Source organism: Bradyrhizobium sp. AZCC 1610 (assembly GCF_036924515.1).
Lineage (GTDB): Bacteria > Pseudomonadota > Alphaproteobacteria > Rhizobiales > Xanthobacteraceae > Bradyrhizobium.
This window is the reverse complement of record NZ_JAZHRR010000001.1, coordinates 905732-924323: the sequence shown is the minus strand read 5'-3', so window position 1 is coordinate 924323 and position 18592 is coordinate 905732. Positions and strand designations below refer to the sequence as shown.

Here is an 18592-nt window from a genome sequence, read left to right as displayed (position 1 = left end):
AAATGTAAAGTGGAATGTTTGAACCAGAAGATAGAACCAATCGGCGAAACGGTCGCGATCGGGTAAAGCTGACACCATGAACAAGCCTGCCGGCACGGCGATGAGTTACGACGAGTTGCGCGGCGCGATCGCCCAGCGGCATCGCGCTTTGTCCGGACGCTTGCAGCAGATCGCCGAGTTCGTGCTCGATCATCCGACCGACGTCGCGCTCGGCACCGTTGCCGAGATCGCGGAGCGCTCCGGCGTACCGCCTTCGGCCATCGTCCGCTTCGCGCACGCGCTCGGCTTCGGCGGCTTCACCCAGATGCAGCAGGTATTCCGTTCGCGCCTCGTGGCCGGCGTAGCGCCGAGTTACAAGGCGCGGCTGGCGCGGATGAAGAGCGAGGAGAAATCGATTCTCGGACGCAAGCCTGCCGCGGTGCTGGGACGCTTCGTCGCGGAGGCGCAATCATCGCTGGTAGCGCTGAGTCAGTCAGCCCATGAGCACCAGCTCGAAGCCGCCATCAAAATACTGGCGAAGGCGCGCGACATCTATTTGCTCGGCCTTGGCGGCTCGTTTCCGGTGGCGACGCATCTCGCCTATGTGCTGCGAAAATTCGGGCGGCGCGTGGTGTTGCTCGACGGCACCGGCGGCAGCATTCATGAGCAATCCCATCCCGCTACCGCCGAGGACGCGCTGGTCGCGATCAGCTTCCGCAACTATTACCCCGACACGGCGCGGCTGTTTCCCGAACTGGTGGCGCGCAACGTGCCGGCGATTTCCATCACCGACAGTCTGCTGAGCCCGATCGTCGAGGGCGCATCGGTCGTATTCGAGATCCAGGACATGCCGGAGCCAGCATTGCGCACACTGGTCGCGCCGATGTGCCTGGTGCAGGCGCTCGCCATCGGCCTCGATCTCGCCACAGACTGACCTTTCACAGGAGAAGACATCATGGCACCACACGACGCCGCGCAGGCGCTGAAGGGCAAGGTTACGCTGGTCACCGGTGCCGGCCGCGGGCTTGGCCGGGCGTTCGCCGAACGGCTCGCGAGCCTCGGCGCCGATGTCGCCATTCACGGCATGCGCGAGCATGGCCCGGCGGAATATGGCGAGGGATCGACACTGACGGCGGTCGCTGAAGCGGTGGCAACGGTGCATGGCGTCCGCACCATCCGCGTGCTCGGCGATCTAACTCAAGGCGCCGACATCGCGCGGGTGGTCGAGACCACGACGCAGCAATTGGGAGCGATCGATATTCTCGTCCACAATGCCGGCGGCGACATCGCCGCCAAGGGTGGCAAGCCGGATCCGAACGACGCCGTCGGCATCCGCGAGGAAGACGTGCGCGCGGTGCTCGATCGAAACCTGCTCTCAACGATCCTGACTTGCCAGGCAGTGGCAAAGCAGATGATGCCGCGGCGCCAGGGCCGCATCGTCACCATCGGTTCGGTCGCGGCCTTCAAGGGCCGCACCAACGGTTCAATCTATGCGGTCGCGAAAGCCGGCATGACTCATTACACGCGCTGCCTCGCCGACCAGCTCCGATCCTACGACATCACGGTGAACTGCATCGCGCCGGGCGACACCCGCACCGGCCGCTTCATGGGCACGCGCGCGGTAGATCAGGAACGAATGGTGGAAACGGGCACGCTGGACCGCATCGCCACCGTCGACGAAGTCGCGCGGGTCGTCGAAGTGTTCGCAGGCCCCCTGGGTGCGTTTGTGTCAGGTCAGGTGCTGCGCGTCGATGGCGGGGGACAGTGCTGGGCAGGGTGACGCCTTTCAGCGCTCGTAGCTTGCCGGGTCGGGGCTGTCTGACGGATTTGCGAACGCACTGCGCAACACCGCTGACATCGGCGTCTTGTAATTAAGGCCGTTCGGGGGTACCGGCGATTCGAACCATTTCTTGTAGATGACCGCGATCTCGGGGCTGCGATACAGTTCCGCCGTCGCACGATCCACCAGGGCCTTGAACGGGATATCATTCTTGCGCAGCATGATCCCGTAGGGTTCGGCCTTCGAAAACGTCTCCTCGCTGATGATATAGGCGGACGGGTCCTTCGATCGCGCAATCGCGACGGCGAGCTGCACGTCATCGAGTACGTAGGCGGCGGCGCGGCCGGTCTCCAGCATCAGAAACGCCTCCGCCTGGTCCTTGGCAGCCAGCACCGTGACGCCGAGATTTCGGGCGGTGTTGGCCTGGTTGAGCTGCACCATGTTGGTCGAGCCCGATATCGCAACGACCGGCTTGCCCTTCAACTGGTCGATCGTGGCGACGTTATCGGCCTTTCGCGCGGCGAAGCGGGTCGCCGACAGGAAATGCGAGTTCGTAAAGGACACCTGGCGCTGCCGCTCCGCATTGTTGGTGGTGGAAGAGCAGACCAGATCGACCGCGCCGTTCATCATGAGCGGAATGCGGTTGGACGACGTCACGGGGCTCGTCTCGACGTTGAGGCTTGAAAGCTTCAGTTCGCGCTTCACCGCGTCCACGATCTTCATGCAGATGTCGACGGCGTATCCAATCGCCTTCTGGTCGCCGTCCAGATAGCTGAACGGCACCGAGGCTTCCTGGATGCCAAGCACGATCCTGTTCGTCTCCTTGACCTTCTGGAGCGTCCCGGTCAGCTCGCTTGCGCTTGCGGGGGCGGTGATCAGGGCAACGGCAAGCATGGTCAATGACAGACGCATTGTGGTGGACCTCATTGGATCATGAACGGGTGGGCAGCGACTGAGCTGGCGGACGACCGTAGCCGACAAGCAGTCACCGTTGAATTAGCGATGGTGAAAACCGGCTATATCAAAGTTGCATTGCAGACGGATCAGTGCGCTCAGTCTTTGAGCGCAGTGATCACTATTTCAATCAAGGCGCCGCCCCCGAGATCGGCTACACCGACCGTTGCCCGCGTCGGGAGGTCGTTGCCGAAAAATTCGAGCCAAGCCGCATCCATCTCCTTTTTCTTGGAGAGATCCGTCACGAAGATCGAGGCACTGACGACGCGGGTTGCGTCAGTGCCCGCCTCTTTCAGATAGCCGGCAATCTTGCCGAGGATGTTGCGGGTCTGCTCGCCCATCGAGGTGCTGGTGTCGTCGGCGATCGTGCCGCCGACGAACACAAACCCGTTGGCTTCAACTGCGCGGTGCATGATCGGCGTACGGATGTTGCGGATGATGTTCATGATGTCCTCATCTTCTTCTAGGGTGTTGAAGGATGAAACCGGTCGATGCTGAGATCGCCGATCCGTGTTTGGGTGCCACCGTTGGCGATCAGTTCCGTCATCACAGCGCCTGCGCCGGGGCCGAGTTGGAAGCCATGCAGCGAAAACCCGAACTGGTAGTAGAGCCCCGAGTGCCGGGCGCTCGGGCCGAGCACGGGCAATTCGTCGCGCGTCCGCGCCTCGATGCCGGCCCAGGCACGGACGATGGTGGCGTCGCGCATGATTGGAAAGAGCTCGAACACCGTACGCGCGCTGATGGCGAGGCTGCGCCAGTCCAGCAAGGTCTCGTTTCTGTCCTGGTCCGGCGTCGCCAGATGCCCGCCACCGATCAGGACCGTGCCGTTGGCGAACTGTTTGAAGGAGAGTTTGCGGCCGCGCAGGATTACCACCGGATCGATGAAATGCGGCACGCGGGAGGTAATCATCAGCATCGGCGCCACAGTCTCAACCGGCACCGGCTCACCAAGCGCCGCGGCGATGCGGCCGGCCCAAGCGCCTGCGGCATTGACGAGCACCGGCGCCGCATAGGTATCGGCGCCGATATCAACCCGCCACAACCCATCTTGCTTTCGAATGTTGGACGCTGCCACGCCCTCACAGACGGTTGCGCCGAGCGCGGCGGCCTTGCGGCGAAACGCGGTGGTGGTTCGGGCCGGATCGGCCGCACCATCGCGCCGCGACACCACTCCGCCAGGGCAACTCTCGGCCACCGCCGACACCAGCCGCCGCAGCTCTGGCCCATCGATCAGCTCCTCATGGGTGAAGCCGAGCGCATTCAGCTCGGCGACGCGCGCGCGACAGGCTTCGAATTCGGCGTCGTTCTCGGCGACCAGCACCTGGCCGTGGCTTTCGAAGCCGCAGGCGTCGTCGACAAGTCCTTCAATGCGCTCCCAAATGCCCATCGAGCGGATCGAGAGCGGGATCTCGGCGACATGCCGCGCGAGCTGACGGACGCCACCGGCATTCACCCCTGAGGCATGGCGGCCGGCATAGTCCTTCTCGATCAACACCGGCTTCATGCCCGCGAGGCACATGTGAAGCGCGGTCGAGCATCCGTGGATGCCGCCACCGACAATGATGGCATCCGCGAGCTTCGTCATCCGCGCACCACCGCGTGGACGTCGGCGTCTGTCTTCGGCACCGCCGCCAGCTCAGCGAGCGTGATCGGCTTCACCGGTGCGCGCAGCCGATAGTAGCCGATCTCCTGCGGAGTCTTGCCGCGGGCCTGCGCCATCAGCTCAGTGACGGTCAGACCGCAGAGCCGGCCCTGGCAGGGACCCATGCCGGTGCGGCGATAAGCCTTGAGCTGGTTGGGGCCGGTCGCACCGATCGCGACGGCATCGAGGATGTCCTTGGCCGATACCTCCTCGCAGCGACAGACAATGGTGTCGCCAGAGGGAATGCGAAACTGCCGGGCGGGGCGGAACAGCGTATCGAGGAAGGCACGGCCGCGCTCGGCCTTAGCCAGCGCTGCTCTGAAGGTCGACATCGGTGCAAGCTTGGCAGCAGCCGCAGGCGCCAGCGCCTCGACCGCACCGCGCGCCGCGATGCGGCCGCGGACAATTGCGGCTGCCGCGCCGCCGATCCCGGCACCATCTCCGGCGATGGCGATGCCTTCAACCGATGTGTTGCCGTTGTGATCGAGAACCGGCGACCAGCAGAGCTGCAGGTCGTCCCAGCGATGCTCGATCGCGGCCGCCATCGCGAGATTGACGTTGGGCACCACCCCCTGGTGCAGCAGCAGCAGCTCGGCCGGAATCGTCTCGCGTCGGCTGCCGACGGCATAGGTCACGGTTGCGAGCTGACCGTCGCCGGCGGCAGCGAGTTCGCTCACTCCAGTCACCACCGGCACTTTCGCCCGCACCTCCCGCATCATGGCAAGGCCCTTTGCGAAATAGGGCGAGGTCAAGAAGGCGAAGGCGTGAGGCAGCGCGGCAAAATAGTTTCGACGCTCGGTCGTATCGAGAATGCGATCGATGCGGCCGCCAAGGCGCAGGATCTGCGCCGCGAGCAGCCAAAGCAGCGGCCCCTGGCCGGCGATCACCGTCCGCCCGTCCGGCACCAGGCCCGAGGACTTCAGCATCGTCTGCGCGGCGCCTGCGGTCATCACGCCCGGAAGGGTCCAGCCGGGAATCGGAAACGGCCGCTCCAGCGCACCCGTCGCCAGAATCACACGACGCGCCTCGACGAGGGACGACGCGCCGCCGATTGACACGCCGACCTCGAGATTCCGGTCAAGGCTCCAGACCGTCGCACGCTGGATGACTTCGGCGCCGCTCGATTGCGCCACCTGGACGAGTTCCGCGCCTGCCCAATAGTCGGCACCGAGGTAGTCGCGTTCGGTGACCGGGGTCGAGGCGATGGCACGCCAGACCTGACCGCCGGGGCCGGCATTCTCGTCGAGCAGCAGCGTTGATAGGCCAGCCTCGGCCACAGTCGCAGCGGCAGCGAGCCCGGCGGGCCCTGCCCCGATGACCACGACGTCATAGCTATCGCGCTTGGGAGCCACGTTCATCGACCGATCTCCCTTTTGCCCTTCTGAATCTCGATCTGCATGCCCTCAGCGACAGGTACCAGGCAGCCTTGGCGATTGCCGACGCCATCGATGGTGACGAGGCAGTCGAAGCACACGCCCATCATGCAGTAGGGCAAGCGCGGCGCGCCGCTCACCGCGGTGGCGCGGCGCACGTCACGGCCGGAGGCGAGCAGGGCTGCGGAAACCGTATCGCCCTCGCGCGCGGCGACGGCGGCCCCGTCGACGACGATGTGCACGGATTGTCTGCTGTCCTGATCGGATCGTTTGAACATTGGATGCCTCTTCGCCCCTTCTCTCGCGTCGGGGTCGTCTCGATGTCAGTAGTAGCCGCTGCTTGCCGCAGCATGGTTCGTGTCGAAGCGGCGGGCCGAGAACGCGCCGACGAGTTCCGGTTCGAGCGCGCCCGCCGCCACCATCCGGGCAATTTCGAAGGCGTGATTGGAGGCGAGCGTGACACCGGAATGACAGCAGGTGACGAAAGCGCCGGGCGCACTCTCCGACTGATCGTAGATCGGAAAACCATCCTGCGGCATCACGCGGATGCCGGACCAGGTCCTGATGACGTTGAGGCGGGCCAGATGCGGGAACATGCGCTGCGCGCGATCCGCCATCACGGCGCTCACCGAATGGTTCAGCGTGCGATCGTCGAGCTGATCTTCCTTGCTGTCTCCAATCATCACCGTGCCCTCATCGGTCTGGCGAATGGTGGTCAGCGGATGCGGCAGGAACGGCATGGTGCGCTCGGTCACCACGATCTGGCCGCGGGTCGGGCCCATCGGCGCCGACAGGCCGACATCAGGTGCGAGCGACTGGTTGGCGTTGCCGGCGGAGAGCACGACCTTCCCGGCGCAGATCTCGCCCTGCAATGTCGACAGCCGGAATTCGCCGCCACTCCGGGCGATTGCCGAGACCGGCCGCTCAGGAAAATAGTCGACGCCGAACAACTTCAACCCGGTGTGGAAGGCGCGGAAAGTGCGCAATGAATTCACGTGCCCGTCCAGCGGACAGAAGCTGCCGCCGGAGACCTCTGGACCAATGAGCGGCAGCATCTTCTTGACCTCCGACGCCGACAGCATCTCCATCTTGTAATCTGCTGCGCCAACCTGGTTGTGCATGCGCGTGACAAGCTGAGCGCGCTGCGCGAACTCGTCCTCGCCGAGCGTCAGGTGGAAACCGCCATTCTGCTGCAGGGCGACGTCGAGCCCGGTCTGCTCTTTCAATTCAGCGGCGAGCTTGCCCCAGGTTTCGGACGCCCGCATTGTCCAGCCGGTGTAGGCCGGCATGCCTAGCCCCTTGCTCTGCACCCAGACGAGCGCAAAGTTTGCCCGCGAGGCGCGCTTGGCGATATCGCCCTCGTCGAGGACAACGACCGTCTTGCCGAGCCGGCCGAGACCCCAGGCAATAGCGGAGCCGAGCAGCCCGCCGCCCACGACAGCGACGTCATATTCCTTTGACATGGGTTCTCCTAGCGCCCCGGGTCGCTCTTGCCGGCGAGCACGCGGTCGAGCCCGTAGAAGCGGTCGAGCAGGATCAGGGCGGTCATGGTGATCGCGATCACGCTGGCCGACACGGAAGTCACCAGCGGATCGATGTTGTCTTGGATGTAAAGGAACATGCGCACGGGCAGCGTCTCGGTGCCCGGCGTGGCCAGAAAGACGGTCATGGTCAGATCGTCAAAGGACTGAATGAAGGCTAGCGCCCAGCCGCTGATGACGCCCGGCAGGATCAGAGGCAAGGTCACGCGACGGAACAACGTCCAACCGCCGGCGCCGAGCGAGACCGCCGCCATCTCGACCGAGCGGTCCATGCCGGTTGCCGCGGCCAGCGTCAGCCGCAATGCGAACGGGAACACCACCACCACATGAGCGACCAGCAGGCCAGTAAAACTGCCGCCCATGCCGATCGCGGTGAAGAAGCGCAGGAAGGCGATGCCGAGCACGACATGCGGGATCATCAGCGGCGACAGGAACAGCGCCGCGAGGGCGTCGCGGCCCCGGAAACTATAACGGGCGATGGCAAGCGCCGCCGGCACCGCGAACAGGAGCGCCACCAACGAGGACAGCGCGCCGAGCCCGAGGCTCACCCAGAAGGCGTGGACGAACTCGGGATAGCTCGCGATCTTCCTGAACCAGCGCAGTGAGAAACTGGTCGTGGGCAGCGACAGGTAGCCCTCGGGCGTGAACGCGACGAGGCAGACCACCATGATCGGCGCCAGCATGACGACGACGAAGATCGTATGGAAGATGAGCGCGAGCGGGCCGTTCGTCCTCATCGGAACACCTCGGCATAGCGTCGCTCGATCAGCGCGTTGCTGCCGACGACGATCAGCACAAGCGCCACCAGCAGCAGGATCGCCACCGCCGCGCCGAGCGGCCAATTCAGCGTGTTGAGGAACTCGTCATAGGCGAGCGTCGCCGCGACCTTGAGCCGGCGGCCGCCGATGATGGCGGGCGTCGCAAAAGCGCTGGCGGACAGCGAGAACACGATGATCGCGCCCGCCAACACGCCCGGCATGATCTGCGGCAGAACGATGCGGCGGATGATCGTGAGCGGGTTGGCGCCGAGCGACAGGGCGGCGTTCTCGATCTGCGGATCGAGGCGCTGCAGCGCGGTCCAGACCGACAGCACCATGAAAGGCATCATCACGTGCGCGAGTGCGATGACCATGCCGGTCTCGGTGAACATGAAGGGCAGCGGCGAGCCGATCAGCCCAAGCGACATCAGCAGCTTGTTGACGAGGCCGTTGTTGCCGCCGAACAGGAGTGCCCAGCCGAGCGTGCGCGCCACCACCGAGATCAGCAACGGGCCAAGGATCACCAGCAGGAAGAAGCTCTTCCAGCGTCTGCTCATGCGGTTGAGGATGTAGGCCTCCGGCGCACCGAACAAGGCGGTGATCAGCGTCGTCAGCAGTGCGATGCGGAAGGTTCGCCAGAACATCTCGGCATAATACGGATCGGTCGCGACCTCGTGCCAGTTCTTCAGGATGAAGACCGGCTCGATGCCTTTGTATTGGCCCCAGTCGTGGAATGAGAGCATCACCGTCATGGCGAGCGGGATCACCAGTACGCCGACGAACAGCATCAGCGCGGGCGCGGTCAGCGCCCATGCCGCGCGCCCATCACGCGTGTCCGCCGCCGGTGCAGTGTTCGCCGGAGCGGTGTCGATGGCCGCGCTCATGCAGCATCTCCTGCACCACGGAGGCTCATATCTTCCGGCCGCCAGGCGAGCCGAACGGCCTCGCCCTCCGCGGGCTGCGGCTGGCCGTCGTTTTGGCGGATCACAATCACAGAGCCGCACTCGCTCTCGCACTGGAACAGCCAGTGATTGCCCTGGAATATGCGGGTGACGATCTTCGCCGCGATCCCTGCATCGCCGAAGCCGATCCGCTCGGGGCGGATGCTGACCGTCACCGGACCCGCGAGGCCTGCCGGTGCAGGGACGCTCCAGGAGCCGGCGACCAGCCGCCCCGGAGAGGCGCTCCGGTCGATCGCCGCGGCGAAATCGTTCGTCTTGCCGAGAAACTGGGACACAAAGGCGGAAGCCGGCCGCTCATAGGTCTCCTGCGGCGTGCCGATCTGCTCGATGCGGCCCTGGTTCATCACCACGATCCGGTCGGACAGCGACATCGCCTCGTTCTGGTCGTGGGTGACGAGGATCGTGGTGGTACCGACATTTCGCTGGATCTGACGCAGCTCGATCTGCATGCCCTCGCGCAGCTTGGCGTCCAGATTCGACAGCGGTTCATCGAGGAGCAGCACGCTCGGCCGGATCACGAGCGCACGGGCAAGCGCAACGCGCTGCTGCTGACCGCCGGACATCCGCCGCGGATAACGGTCTTCGTAGCCGGCGAGCCCGACCATCGCCAGCGTAGCGCGGACGCGCTCGCGGCATTCGGCCCGCGGCACGCGCCGCATCTCGAGACCAAAGGCGACGTTCTCGGCCGCCGTCATATGCGGGAACAGCGCATAGCTCTGGAATACGATGCCGAGGCCACGCTTGGCCGGATGCACCGCAGTCAGGTCGCGTCCCTCGAGCCGGATCGCACCATGCGAGGGATCGAGGAAGCCCGCGATCATCTGCAGCGTCGTGGTCTTCCCGCAGCCCGACGGACCGAGGAAGGAGACGAACTCGCCCTTGCCTACCGTAAGACTGAAGTCATCGACGACAGTCTGCGGGCCGAACTGTTTTGCGACACGGTCGAGCTCAAGAAAGGACATGGATGCTTCCGGGTGCTGCTGGGCAAAGGTCGATGGTGGGCCTGCGGCATCGCGCGAAGCCATCGCCGAAATCCCGTCCGCCGGCGCCGAGCCTTGGCTCAGCGCTCGACCTCGCGATTCCACCGTTTGGTCCATTCCTCGCGCTTGTCGTTGATAACACCCCAGTCGGGCGTATAGAGCTTTGCGGCGCGCTCACCGATCGGCGCCATCTTGCCGAGCTCCGGCGGGACCACGACCGACTTCAGCACCGGGCCGTAGCCGTAATCCTTCAGCAACACGAGCTGTGTTTTCGGCTCGAGCAGCGTCTTGATGAATGCCGAGGCGAGCGGTGACGCGTTGGGCTTGGTAATCGGACAGGCGGTCGTCAGCAGCGTGGCCGCGCCTTCCTTCGGATAGACGAAGTCGACAGGGAAGCCGGTGTTGGCGAAGCTCTGGACCCGGCCTGTGCCCCACACGGCCAGCACGGCCTGGCCGGACTGGAACAGCTCGGTCATCTTGCCTGGCGAAGGCTCATAGGCCAGCACATTGGGATTGACGTCAGTCTTGATAATCTTGAAGCCGGCGTCGACGTTGGCTTCGCTGCCACCATTCATCCTGGCAAGCATCAGCAACGTGTGCAGACCATACGTGTTGTTGATGGGCGGGATGACCAGTTGCTTCTGGTACTTCGGATCCTTGAGATCGTTCCAGGAGGTCGGCGGCGCCCAGCCTTTCTCCGCGAAGACCTTGGTGTTGTACATCAGGCCGGTTGCGACCAGACCAATGCCAACCGCGCGGTCGTCCTTGAAACGTGCGGCCTCGTAGAGATCGGCAGGCAGGCCTTCGATCTTGCCGCAGAAGCCCAGCTGGATTGCCTGGTACATCGGACCGTCATCAACGATCGCCACATCGATCTGCTGGTTGCCCTTCTGAGCCTGCAACTTGGCAAGCGTGTCTGTCGAGTTGCCGGCGACGTATTCGACCTTGACACCGTTGCTCTGCTCGAAGCCGGGGATGACCTCGTCGCGGATCGTCTTCTCGAAAGAGCCGCCGTAGCCCGCTACATAGAGCGTCTTCTGCTGCGCCAAAACCGCCGACGGAGCCAGGGCGAGGGTCGCGAGGGTCGCTGTCACAAGGCCGAGTTGCTTCATTTGGATCAATCTCCAATACCGTGCGAGTTGCACCCGGCGCGCAACCCCATTTTGACCGGCTCGAGTCCCCTCCTCCGAACGAAGCGCATGCGTCCTGTTCGGCGGCGCCGCGGCACGACGTAACGTCGGACCGCGCGAGAGATTTTGGGCGTCCGAGTCACTGCCCAAAAAACTGGCTTGATCCAGCTCTGATGAAAACGATCGCAATCCCCGCTTTCGCCGTCCAATGAATAATGGCACCATCTGCATGCCGAAATGTTATGGATGGGGCAGAGATGGCGCGGATCAATTCGCGGCAGGTTGAAGCCTTTCGCGCGATGATGCTGACCGGCAGCGTGACGGAGGCGGCAAAGCTGATAGCTGTGACCCAGCCGGCCGTAAGCCGGCTGTTGCGCGACTTTCAGGCGCTGCTCAAGATGAAGCTGTTCGAGAGACGCGGCAGCGGTCTTGTGCCGACGGCAGCCGCAACCGCGCTCTATATGGAAGTCGAACGGTCTTTCGTCGGACTTGAACGCATCACCGCCGCCGCCGAAGAAATCCGCAGTCGCCGGACCGGGACGCTGCGGATCGCGGCCCTGCCGGCACTGTCCAACGGCTACCTGCCGCGATTGGCTGGCGGGTTCCTGAAGGAACGGCCAAACCTCAACCTGGCTTTTTTTGGCGTCATCTCGCCGATCGTGATCGACTGGGTTCTGAACCATCAGTGTGACATCGGCTTTGCCGAGGTGCCGATCGCCCATTCCGGCCTGCCGTGCGTGCGGCTGCCGGCGCCCGCTCGCGTTGCGATCCTTCCCGCCGGACACCGGCTCGCCGCCAAGGAAACGCTGCAGCCACGCGATTTCGAAGGAGAGACCTTCGTGTCCCTGACAGCGGGATCGACCGGCCGACATCTGATTGACCAGGCCTTCAATCGCGACGATGTCCGCCGGGTGCTTCGGGTCGAGACCAGCCTGTCCGAAATCATGTGCGGGTTGGTGTCATCCGGACTCGGCGTGGCGATCTGCGATCCCTTTACAGCACAGGAATTCGCGAACCGAGGCGTCGTCGCGCGCCATTTTCTGCCGCGGATCGATTTCGAGTTCGCTGCGGTGTTTCCGCCGCAGCGCAGTCCCTCGCCGGTGGCGTTGGACCTGGTGGAAGCCATGCGGCAAGCACTGAGCGAGATGAACGCTCCCGCGCCAATCGCCGCAACCCGAGAGACTAGCGCAACCAAGCGTTCGGGCAGTTCTCGATAGGTAAGGTTTGATTGCTCGAGGCGGTCCGCCTCAACGATTGGCTGAGTTGATTGCCAAGGATCGCCTGCGCTGGGCTAAAGTGATCAAGGATGCCGACATAACTTCAGAATAGCTGCACCGAGCTGTGTCGCAGTGTGATGAGCTAACCGAGCGCCCAACACAAAGAAGCGCCGAGTGCCGCAGCGACCGCAATGGGCATCCCGTGTACTCCTGACGGCGCTACGGATAGAGTAGTGGCATCCGTACCACCTGACAGAGAGAAGCGCTACCCATTTAGTAGCAGGGGATGCCCTCATGAGCCGAACTCCAAAACCCGGGATGCCTGTCCGAGGCTCACGATCAGGTGTCCCTGTCATGGCGCTCTTGGACTTGTTGGGGCGACGCTGGACGATGGGGGTTCTGTGGAACCTCAGCAAAGGCGGACCCTGCACTTTTCGGGAGTTGCAAGAACGCTGCGAAGCGATCTCGCCTACGGTTCTCAATTCGCGCCTGAAAGAACTGCGTGAAGCAGGCTTGGTCGAGCATTCTCACGAGGGTTATCGCGCCACACCGACCGGACATGAACTTTATGCCCTGCTTGTTCCTCTTGGGGTTTGGGCGAAAAAGTGGGCAGCTAAGTTACCGGCGTAAGTCATTCCTGGGATAGTGATAACGAAGCGCACCAAGCCAGGCATCCAGGCGAGGTCACAGTTGCGATTGTCGGACGCTTGAACGCACTGCGGGGGAGCAGGCCTACCCCCACAACGTTCGAGGAGTGTGGGGAAAAGTTGGTAGCGAGAGAGGGACTCGAACCCCCGACCCCAGGATTATGATTCCCGTGCTCCGACGGTTTGAGTCCTTTGGCGGACATTTCCGCATGGATCGGCCTGAAATCCGCCAAAAAACTCAACCTCAATAGGGCCTTGTCGGGTCGGTTTTCGCGGACGACCGACCGCGATGCGCTACCGATCTGCTACGGGCTGGGGGCCAACGGAGTTGGCCATGGCACCCAAATCCCAGCGAAAGGAAATCACCCAGGCAGTCGTCGACGAGGCCTTGGCGCGCGCCTCGCGCGCCAAGGATTCGAAGGAAATTCACGACTACTTCGACACGACGCAGCGCTACTTGCAGCTGCGGCAGCGGGGCCGCTCGGTCAGCTGGTTCGTGCGCGCCAAGGGGCAGTCGCGGAGAATCGGAAGCGCGAGCCAGGCCCCCGGGGATCGGGAATTTCTCAGCCTGAAGGCAGCCCGGCGGAAGGCCGGCGAAGTCTTCTTCGCGATGAAGCCGAGGAGCGCCCTCAATCTCTCCGGCAGGTCCGGCTGGACATGGGCGGAGCTCGATCGGCAGTACCAGGCGTCGCTCAAGCTGCTGCGCAAGAAGGGCAAGAAGATCAAGCGGCCTTCCAAAGGGACCCAGGACGACGTCCGGCTGTGCTTCGGCAAGCCGGAGTTCGTCGGCTGGCGGAAGATCAGGCTCGCCGACCTCACCGACCTCAACCTCATCAAGCTGATCGGTGAGGTGCACACGGCGCGCGGGTCATCGGGCCTGCGAGAAGACGCTGGCTTACGTCAAGGCCGCCCTGTCGTGGGCACACTCCGAACAGACGATCGAAAGCGGGCTCGCCGGTACGATGCCGTGGTGGGCAGCGATCAAGCCGCCGCAGCCCAAATCGGATGAAATCGGGCAGATGGAGACGCGGCAGCGCACGCTGGTCGCCGCGAAAAACGATTTCACGGTCGAGAACTTGGGCGATCTGCTGGCGCGTCACGAGCGGTTCTGCGCCGATCGTGCCGGGAACGAGCGGATCTCACCGGCCGTGCGCTGGGGCGTATGGTGGTTCGCGTTGACCGCCAACCGTCGTTTCACGCTTAGTCAGCTCAGGCGCGACGACCTGCAGCCTATCGATCCCCTCAACCCGTATTCCTCGCCGGATCAACCCTGGGGCATTGCCGAATGGCCGGCCGAAGCGGTCAAGAACAAGGTGCCATTCATGCTCCCGGTTCCCCCGATCGGGCTCCACATCGCCAATTCGTGCATGTGGGATTGGAGGCTGCTTGTCGGCAAAAAGCGTGGCTTCCGCAGCGCCACCGAATGGCTGTTCGCATCGACCAGGCGCCGAAGCCGTCGCGATCACCCCGACAATCCCGATCCCGGCCTGTACCCAAATAGCCTGAACGCGCATCTCCGAGCCATGCGAGGAAAGAAGAAGAACGGAATGAACAGGATAGACTACCTGAAGGGCCTCCCGCCTGTCTGGCCTCACCTGGTCCGGTCCGTAGCCACGAATTTTTTCGCTCGGCACCGCCGGACCTTACCTGCGGCAGCCGCATCCGCGATGCTTGGCCACGTTCTGCCGAACGACAACGATGTTGACTGGCGCCGGATGTCGAAGACAACGGAGGACTACTACCTCACCGCCCAGCACATGGACCTGAAAGCGGAGGCGATGAAACTCTGGAGCGAGGCGCTCGTGAAGGCTTATGTCGAAGCCGGAGGAATGCTCCCGATGCCGCGCGAGCAGGCCCCGCTCGCTACAGGTCCGACCTGGATACTACCGAGGCTACCGAAGGCGAAAAGCTGGCCGCGCGCCGCGTGAATGACGCGCCGGGCATAGTTTGTCCCCTAACAGCTCTCCAACCTGCTGGAATCGCTAAGTCGAGATTCTACCGACGCGCGCAGAGAAACGCCGACATCGAGCAAAGTGCGTCCTCTAAGGCTGATGCATCTGGGTGCGACGTGGAAGCCGTGCGTTGCGCAGGTACTTCTGACCTTCCTGTCCTCAGTCAGACCCAGTTCTCGACTCTAACCCCCGGCATGCGAGTAAACTCGCGCATGTTGTTAGTGACGATGATCAATCCTTCGCTGCGGGCATGTCCACCGATCTGCATGTCATGAGGACCACAGGGCGTTCCCACACGCTCGAGTTCTGCCCGGACCTGACCGTAATGCGCGGCCGCCTTGTCCGCAAATGGCAGCACGTCAAGACGGGCCACGAAATGCTCGATAGCCGTTAGATTGTCGGCGCGGCGTGCGGATTTCTCTGCGCCATAATGCAACTCGCCAAGCGTGATGCTTGAGATGCAGAGTTGTTCGGCCAGTGCATTGAACTTTTCGCGTAGTTCCAGTGGATAGTTCTTTATGACGTAGATGCAGATGTTCGTGTCGAGCATATAGGTGAGCATCAGAGCGGCTCGCGCTTCTCGGCTGCCGGCTGTCCACGCTCAACCATGAAATCCTCGCTGACGCGCGGTCCGTTCTGAAACAGATCATCCCATCGTTTGCCTTGAGGCACGATCACGCGGCTGCGGCCAATCTTCAGAATGTCAACCTGATGTACATTCTCTGGAAAGGCGACTGCCTTGGGCAGGCGGACGGCTTGGCTGCGATTACTGATGAACACCGTCGAGGTCGTCATGTTGCTTCCTAAGTGTATATCCAAATGGGATATACATAGACCAGCGATGATATTTTTACAAGACCGCCCTGTCTGGCCATTTAGTCCCTACGGGTGGAATCCAAGTTCCGACCGTGGAGAGGGGCGCGTCCGACGCTCCGATCCGCCATCAAGTTCGTTCCCTCGTTCGGAATCGGCAAGGAGATCGGCAAAAACAGGGGCGAAACTCTTTCCAACATGCCTGAAAATAGTGCAATATTATGGTGTTATAGGTAAACCGCGAAGGCAGAAAGATCGGCAAAATGACCAGTATCGCTCACATGGAACCGATGCTTCCGGACCTTGATCCCGGCCTCAGTGATCAGGTACTCGCTCTGGTCGAGAAGTCCAGCTCCTTCAGCGGAGGCCTCAACGCGTCGCTTAAAGCTTCCGTCGGCGACATCGTCAGGGCGATGAACTGCTACTACTCCAACCTCATCGAAGGTCACGATACCCATCTCGCCGACATCGAGCGAGCGATGAAGAACGACTATTCGAAGGAGCCGAAGAAGCGGGACCTTCAGCTCGAGGCTAAAGCTCACATCGAAGTGCAGGGGATCATCGATCGCGGAGAGATGCCGTCCCCGGCTTTGTCGGTCGAGGGCATCTGCTGGATCCACCGGGAGTTCTGCAGCCGTCTTCCTGACAGCCTGCTGGCAATCGAGGACCCCGTCATGAAGACGACGATCCGCATGACGCCTGGCGAACTCAGAACGCGACACGTAAAGGTCGGCGAGCACCTTGCCCCCGAGCCGGCAACGCTGCCGGCTCTTCTTGCCCGCTTCGTCCAGGCCTACTCGTCGCCGATGCTGAGCAAGACGCAGCGAATTCTTTCAGTCGGCGCCGGTCATCACCGCTTGGCCTGGATCCATCCTTTCATGGACGGGAACGGCCGCGTCACCCGCCTCTTGTCGCATGCGCTCCTGAAAGAACTCGGCATCGGCTCGGAGTTGTGGTCCGTATCGCGCGGCCTGGCGCGCAACGTCGGCCGCTACAAGGAACTGCTGCAGGCCGCGGACGAGCCTCGTCGCGGAGATCTGGACGGGCGCGGCACCTTGACCGAAGCCGGCCTCGCCGAATTCTGCCGGTTCTTCCTTGAGGTCTGCATCGATCAGATCGACTTTATGAGGTTTCTGCTCAATCCTTCCGAGCTTATGAACCGCGTCGAGGTCTGGGCGGACGAGGAGGTTCGAGCCAAGCGTCTTCCCAAGGGTTCATGGCGGCTCCTGCGGGAGGCGATCTTGATCGGAGAGTTTCCGCGCGCACGCGCTGTCGAATTGACAGGTTACCAGGATAGGCAGGCGCGCACGGTACTCGGCGAGTTGGTCGCGAAACGCCTCCTAGTGTCCGATACGCCGAAGGGCCCTGTCCGTCTTGGCTTCCCGTCGACCGTCATCGAGCGCTGGTTTCCTGGACTGTACCAGCCGCGTCCGTCGGTCGTCGCCGAGGCGAGCAAGACCCCAGCCCCGACCGCAGCCAGCGACGGCGAGAAAGCCAAGCTGGCCGAGGAATTGAGCTCGCGCATGGCGCGGCGGGGCTGGGCGGTCCCGGACAATTTCGCAGAGACGATCACCATCTATGCCGACGAGAGCGCCCTCGCTGCCATGCTGGAACAGGTCTGGCGAGCCAGCACGCTCAAAGACCTGCTCGACGAGCACCAGATAGTCATGCCGGGAATGGCGAACGACTAGGGTCACCCTGAAAAAAAGCCCCGCCGTTTCGGCGGGGCTTTTTGCGATCGCTGGCCTATGCCCAAATCGCGGACGTTCTATGGTGTGAACCAGACCGGTGGCGCCGAGTAGAGGACCTACTTTGCCCCGATTAGGGGACGTACTTGTAGGGGACGAACTTTGCCCGTCGCTGCAGTGAACCGGTTGCTCCCGGTAAGTTCGAGGCTGCATCAGCTCGTGCGCGCGGCAACTTGGGGGACCTGCGGAGGACGGCTTCTCGCGTTCGGGTCCTATAGGGTGCGCATCCTCAAGCCAGTGGTTCAGAGAAGGTCTCGTCGATGCACGGAGAACGCGACGGGACCGCCTGATCTGGAAGCCGCACCTCGGGATTTTGTCTTGCATCGTCTGAAGGCCGCCCGGGCGACCGGAGCGACGATGCTCCAACGACGGGCCGGTGGTTTGTGAAAGGTCTGACCGAATCTTAGGCCATTCGGAATTCGTGTTGAAACATCGCGCCGCGTCAGCTGGAGGCCAAGCCGGCGTCCCGGCGGGTGTCCTCGGTTGATTGGCTTTCCGGCCTCAGTCAGGTACGCCCTTAAATTTTATGTGCGTTCTGCGCGCCCGGTGTCAGGGCGCGCGCACCTTGATGCCGCCAAGGCCGTTGGCGGCTTTGGCGAAATCCTGGTCAAAGCTGATGAAGGCCTCACAGCCTCCCGCCTTGGCCAGATGCAGACCATCCGCAAAGTCCACGCCCTGCCGCATCCAGCCCAACGCCATCGCCGCGGCGGTAGCATCTTCCAGACTCACGCGCGGCAGCCCCGCGAAATCGGAGAGGGCCTTGGCGCACTGGGCAGCGGAAAACCCATAGACGCTCCGCAGCACCCACTCGGTCTCCAGCAGGACTGTGGTGCAGACGAAGACGTCATTGTTGTCGATCAGCCTGCGTGCCCGGCCAGCCTGTCCGGGATCGTCGCCCACGAGATAGCGGACGATGAGCTTAGTATCGATTGCGAGCATGCCCCCGTTTCGCCTCGGGTCCAAGGTTGGGCATCGCTCTCTCCTTCTCTGTCAGACGTGGCAGTGAGTGGCCCTCCCAAGAGCAACCGTTGCGGGTATCCGACGGTAACGAGCAGTTACCCGGATCCTTGGGAAGGCGTGTGAGTTGGTGGAAGAAGCTCCAATTGAACCGAAGAT

Annotated in this window: 21 protein-coding genes; 7 read left to right on the top strand and 14 right to left on the bottom strand. The window is 63.1% G+C overall.

Annotated elements, in window-relative coordinates; all coding sequences use genetic code 11:
- The first annotated feature begins 76 nt into the window (after positions 1 to 76).
- Both V1279_RS04640 and V1279_RS04635 read left to right on the top strand, forming a co-directional pair.
- On the top strand, positions 77 to 913 hold the full coding sequence (locus V1279_RS04640) for a MurR/RpiR family transcriptional regulator (protein WP_334432949.1): 837 nt from the start codon (positions 77 to 79) through the stop codon (positions 911 to 913).
- A 21-nt stretch (positions 914 to 934) separates the two neighbouring features.
- A complete protein-coding gene (locus V1279_RS04635; protein ID WP_334432947.1) occupies positions 935 to 1759 on the top strand; it encodes an SDR family NAD(P)-dependent oxidoreductase in 825 nt (274 codons plus the stop codon).
- A 6-nt stretch (positions 1760 to 1765) separates the two neighbouring features.
- Here V1279_RS04635 and V1279_RS04630 read toward each other — a convergent pair whose 3' ends face one another.
- The 10 genes from V1279_RS04630 to V1279_RS04585 form a co-directional block, all read right to left on the bottom strand.
- Positions 1766 to 2671: an amino acid ABC transporter substrate-binding protein gene (locus tag V1279_RS04630; protein ID WP_334432945.1), complete on the bottom strand. Its 906-nt coding sequence runs from the start codon at positions 2669 to 2671 to the stop codon at positions 1766 to 1768.
- A gap of 140 nt (positions 2672 to 2811) precedes the next feature.
- Positions 2812 to 3159 (bottom strand): RidA family protein, encoded by a 348-nt coding sequence (locus V1279_RS04625; RefSeq protein WP_334432942.1) that lies wholly within the window; start codon positions 3157 to 3159, stop codon positions 2812 to 2814.
- Positions 3160 to 3176: 17 nt separating this feature from the next.
- Positions 3177 to 4298, bottom strand: coding sequence for an NAD(P)/FAD-dependent oxidoreductase (locus tag V1279_RS04620; protein ID WP_334432940.1), 1122 nt, complete (start codon positions 4296 to 4298; stop codon positions 3177 to 3179).
- Positions 4295 to 5713: an FAD/NAD(P)-dependent oxidoreductase gene (locus V1279_RS04615; RefSeq protein WP_334432938.1), complete on the bottom strand. Its 1419-nt coding sequence runs from the start codon at positions 5711 to 5713 to the stop codon at positions 4295 to 4297. Before V1279_RS04615 ends, V1279_RS04620 begins: the two co-directional genes overlap by 4 nt.
- A complete protein-coding gene (locus tag V1279_RS04610; protein WP_334432935.1) occupies positions 5710 to 6006 on the bottom strand; it encodes a (2Fe-2S)-binding protein in 297 nt (98 codons plus the stop codon). The genes V1279_RS04615 and V1279_RS04610 overlap by 4 nt, the downstream gene beginning before the upstream one ends.
- Positions 6007 to 6051: 45 nt before the next feature.
- A complete protein-coding gene (locus V1279_RS04605; RefSeq protein ID WP_334432933.1) occupies positions 6052 to 7191 on the bottom strand; it encodes an NAD(P)/FAD-dependent oxidoreductase in 1140 nt (379 codons plus the stop codon).
- An 8-nt stretch (positions 7192 to 7199) separates the two neighbouring features.
- Positions 7200 to 8006, bottom strand: coding sequence for an ABC transporter permease (locus V1279_RS04600; RefSeq protein ID WP_334432931.1), 807 nt, complete (start codon positions 8004 to 8006; stop codon positions 7200 to 7202).
- A complete protein-coding gene (locus V1279_RS04595) occupies positions 8003 to 8911 on the bottom strand; it encodes an ABC transporter permease (protein WP_334432928.1) in 909 nt (302 codons plus the stop codon). Before V1279_RS04595 ends, V1279_RS04600 begins: the two co-directional genes overlap by 4 nt.
- Complete coding sequence (locus V1279_RS04590; protein ID WP_334432925.1) at positions 8908 to 9951, bottom strand: ABC transporter ATP-binding protein; 1044 nt, start codon at positions 9949 to 9951, stop codon at positions 8908 to 8910. The genes V1279_RS04595 and V1279_RS04590 overlap by 4 nt, the downstream gene beginning before the upstream one ends.
- 98 nt (positions 9952 to 10049) lie before the next feature.
- Positions 10050 to 11081, bottom strand: coding sequence for an ABC transporter substrate-binding protein (locus tag V1279_RS04585; protein WP_334432923.1), 1032 nt, complete (start codon positions 11079 to 11081; stop codon positions 10050 to 10052).
- Positions 11082 to 11356: 275 nt separating this feature from the next.
- On the opposite strand from V1279_RS04585, the gene V1279_RS04580 reads away from it, so the two are divergent.
- From V1279_RS04580 to V1279_RS04565, 4 genes are all read left to right on the top strand, one after another.
- The gene (locus tag V1279_RS04580; protein WP_334432920.1) at positions 11357 to 12316 is read left to right on the top strand and encodes a LysR substrate-binding domain-containing protein; all 960 of its coding nucleotides are present in this window, start codon (positions 11357 to 11359) and stop codon (positions 12314 to 12316) included.
- Positions 12317 to 12670: 354 nt separating this feature from the next.
- Entirely contained in the window at positions 12671 to 12946 is a 276-nt protein-coding gene (locus V1279_RS04575; RefSeq protein ID WP_334432918.1) for a winged helix-turn-helix transcriptional regulator, read from the top strand.
- A gap of 351 nt (positions 12947 to 13297) precedes the next feature.
- On the top strand, positions 13298 to 13972 hold the full coding sequence (locus V1279_RS04570) for a hypothetical protein (RefSeq protein WP_334432915.1): 675 nt from the start codon (positions 13298 to 13300) through the stop codon (positions 13970 to 13972).
- Between the two features lie 67 nt (positions 13973 to 14039).
- Positions 14040 to 14891: a hypothetical protein gene (locus V1279_RS04565; RefSeq protein ID WP_334432912.1), complete on the top strand. Its 852-nt coding sequence runs from the start codon at positions 14040 to 14042 to the stop codon at positions 14889 to 14891.
- A 187-nt stretch (positions 14892 to 15078) separates the two neighbouring features.
- Here V1279_RS04565 and vapC read toward each other — a convergent pair whose 3' ends face one another.
- The 3 genes from vapC to V1279_RS04550 form a co-directional block, all read right to left on the bottom strand.
- Positions 15079 to 15477, bottom strand: coding sequence for a type II toxin-antitoxin system tRNA(fMet)-specific endonuclease VapC (vapC, locus tag V1279_RS04560; protein WP_275198039.1), 399 nt, complete (start codon positions 15475 to 15477; stop codon positions 15079 to 15081).
- Positions 15477 to 15710 carry a type II toxin-antitoxin system VapB family antitoxin gene (gene vapB, locus V1279_RS04555; RefSeq protein WP_334432905.1) on the bottom strand — a complete coding sequence of 78 codons (234 nt, stop codon included), beginning with the start codon at positions 15708 to 15710 and terminating at the stop codon, positions 15477 to 15479. Before vapB ends, vapC begins: the two co-directional genes overlap by 1 nt.
- 245 nt (positions 15711 to 15955) lie before the next feature.
- Positions 15956 to 16186 (bottom strand): hypothetical protein, encoded by a 231-nt coding sequence (locus tag V1279_RS04550; protein ID WP_334432902.1) that lies wholly within the window; start codon positions 16184 to 16186, stop codon positions 15956 to 15958.
- 21 nt (positions 16187 to 16207) lie between these two features.
- Here V1279_RS04550 and V1279_RS04545 point away from each other — a divergent pair, with 21 nt between their 5' ends.
- Complete coding sequence (locus tag V1279_RS04545; RefSeq protein ID WP_334432900.1) at positions 16208 to 17419, top strand: Fic family protein; 1212 nt, start codon at positions 16208 to 16210, stop codon at positions 17417 to 17419.
- A gap of 606 nt (positions 17420 to 18025) precedes the next feature.
- On the opposite strand, the gene V1279_RS04540 is transcribed toward V1279_RS04545, so the two are convergent.
- The gene (locus tag V1279_RS04540) at positions 18026 to 18415 is read right to left on the bottom strand and encodes a type II toxin-antitoxin system VapC family toxin (RefSeq protein ID WP_334432897.1); all 390 of its coding nucleotides are present in this window, start codon (positions 18413 to 18415) and stop codon (positions 18026 to 18028) included.
- Positions 18416 to 18592: the final 177 nt, after the last annotated feature.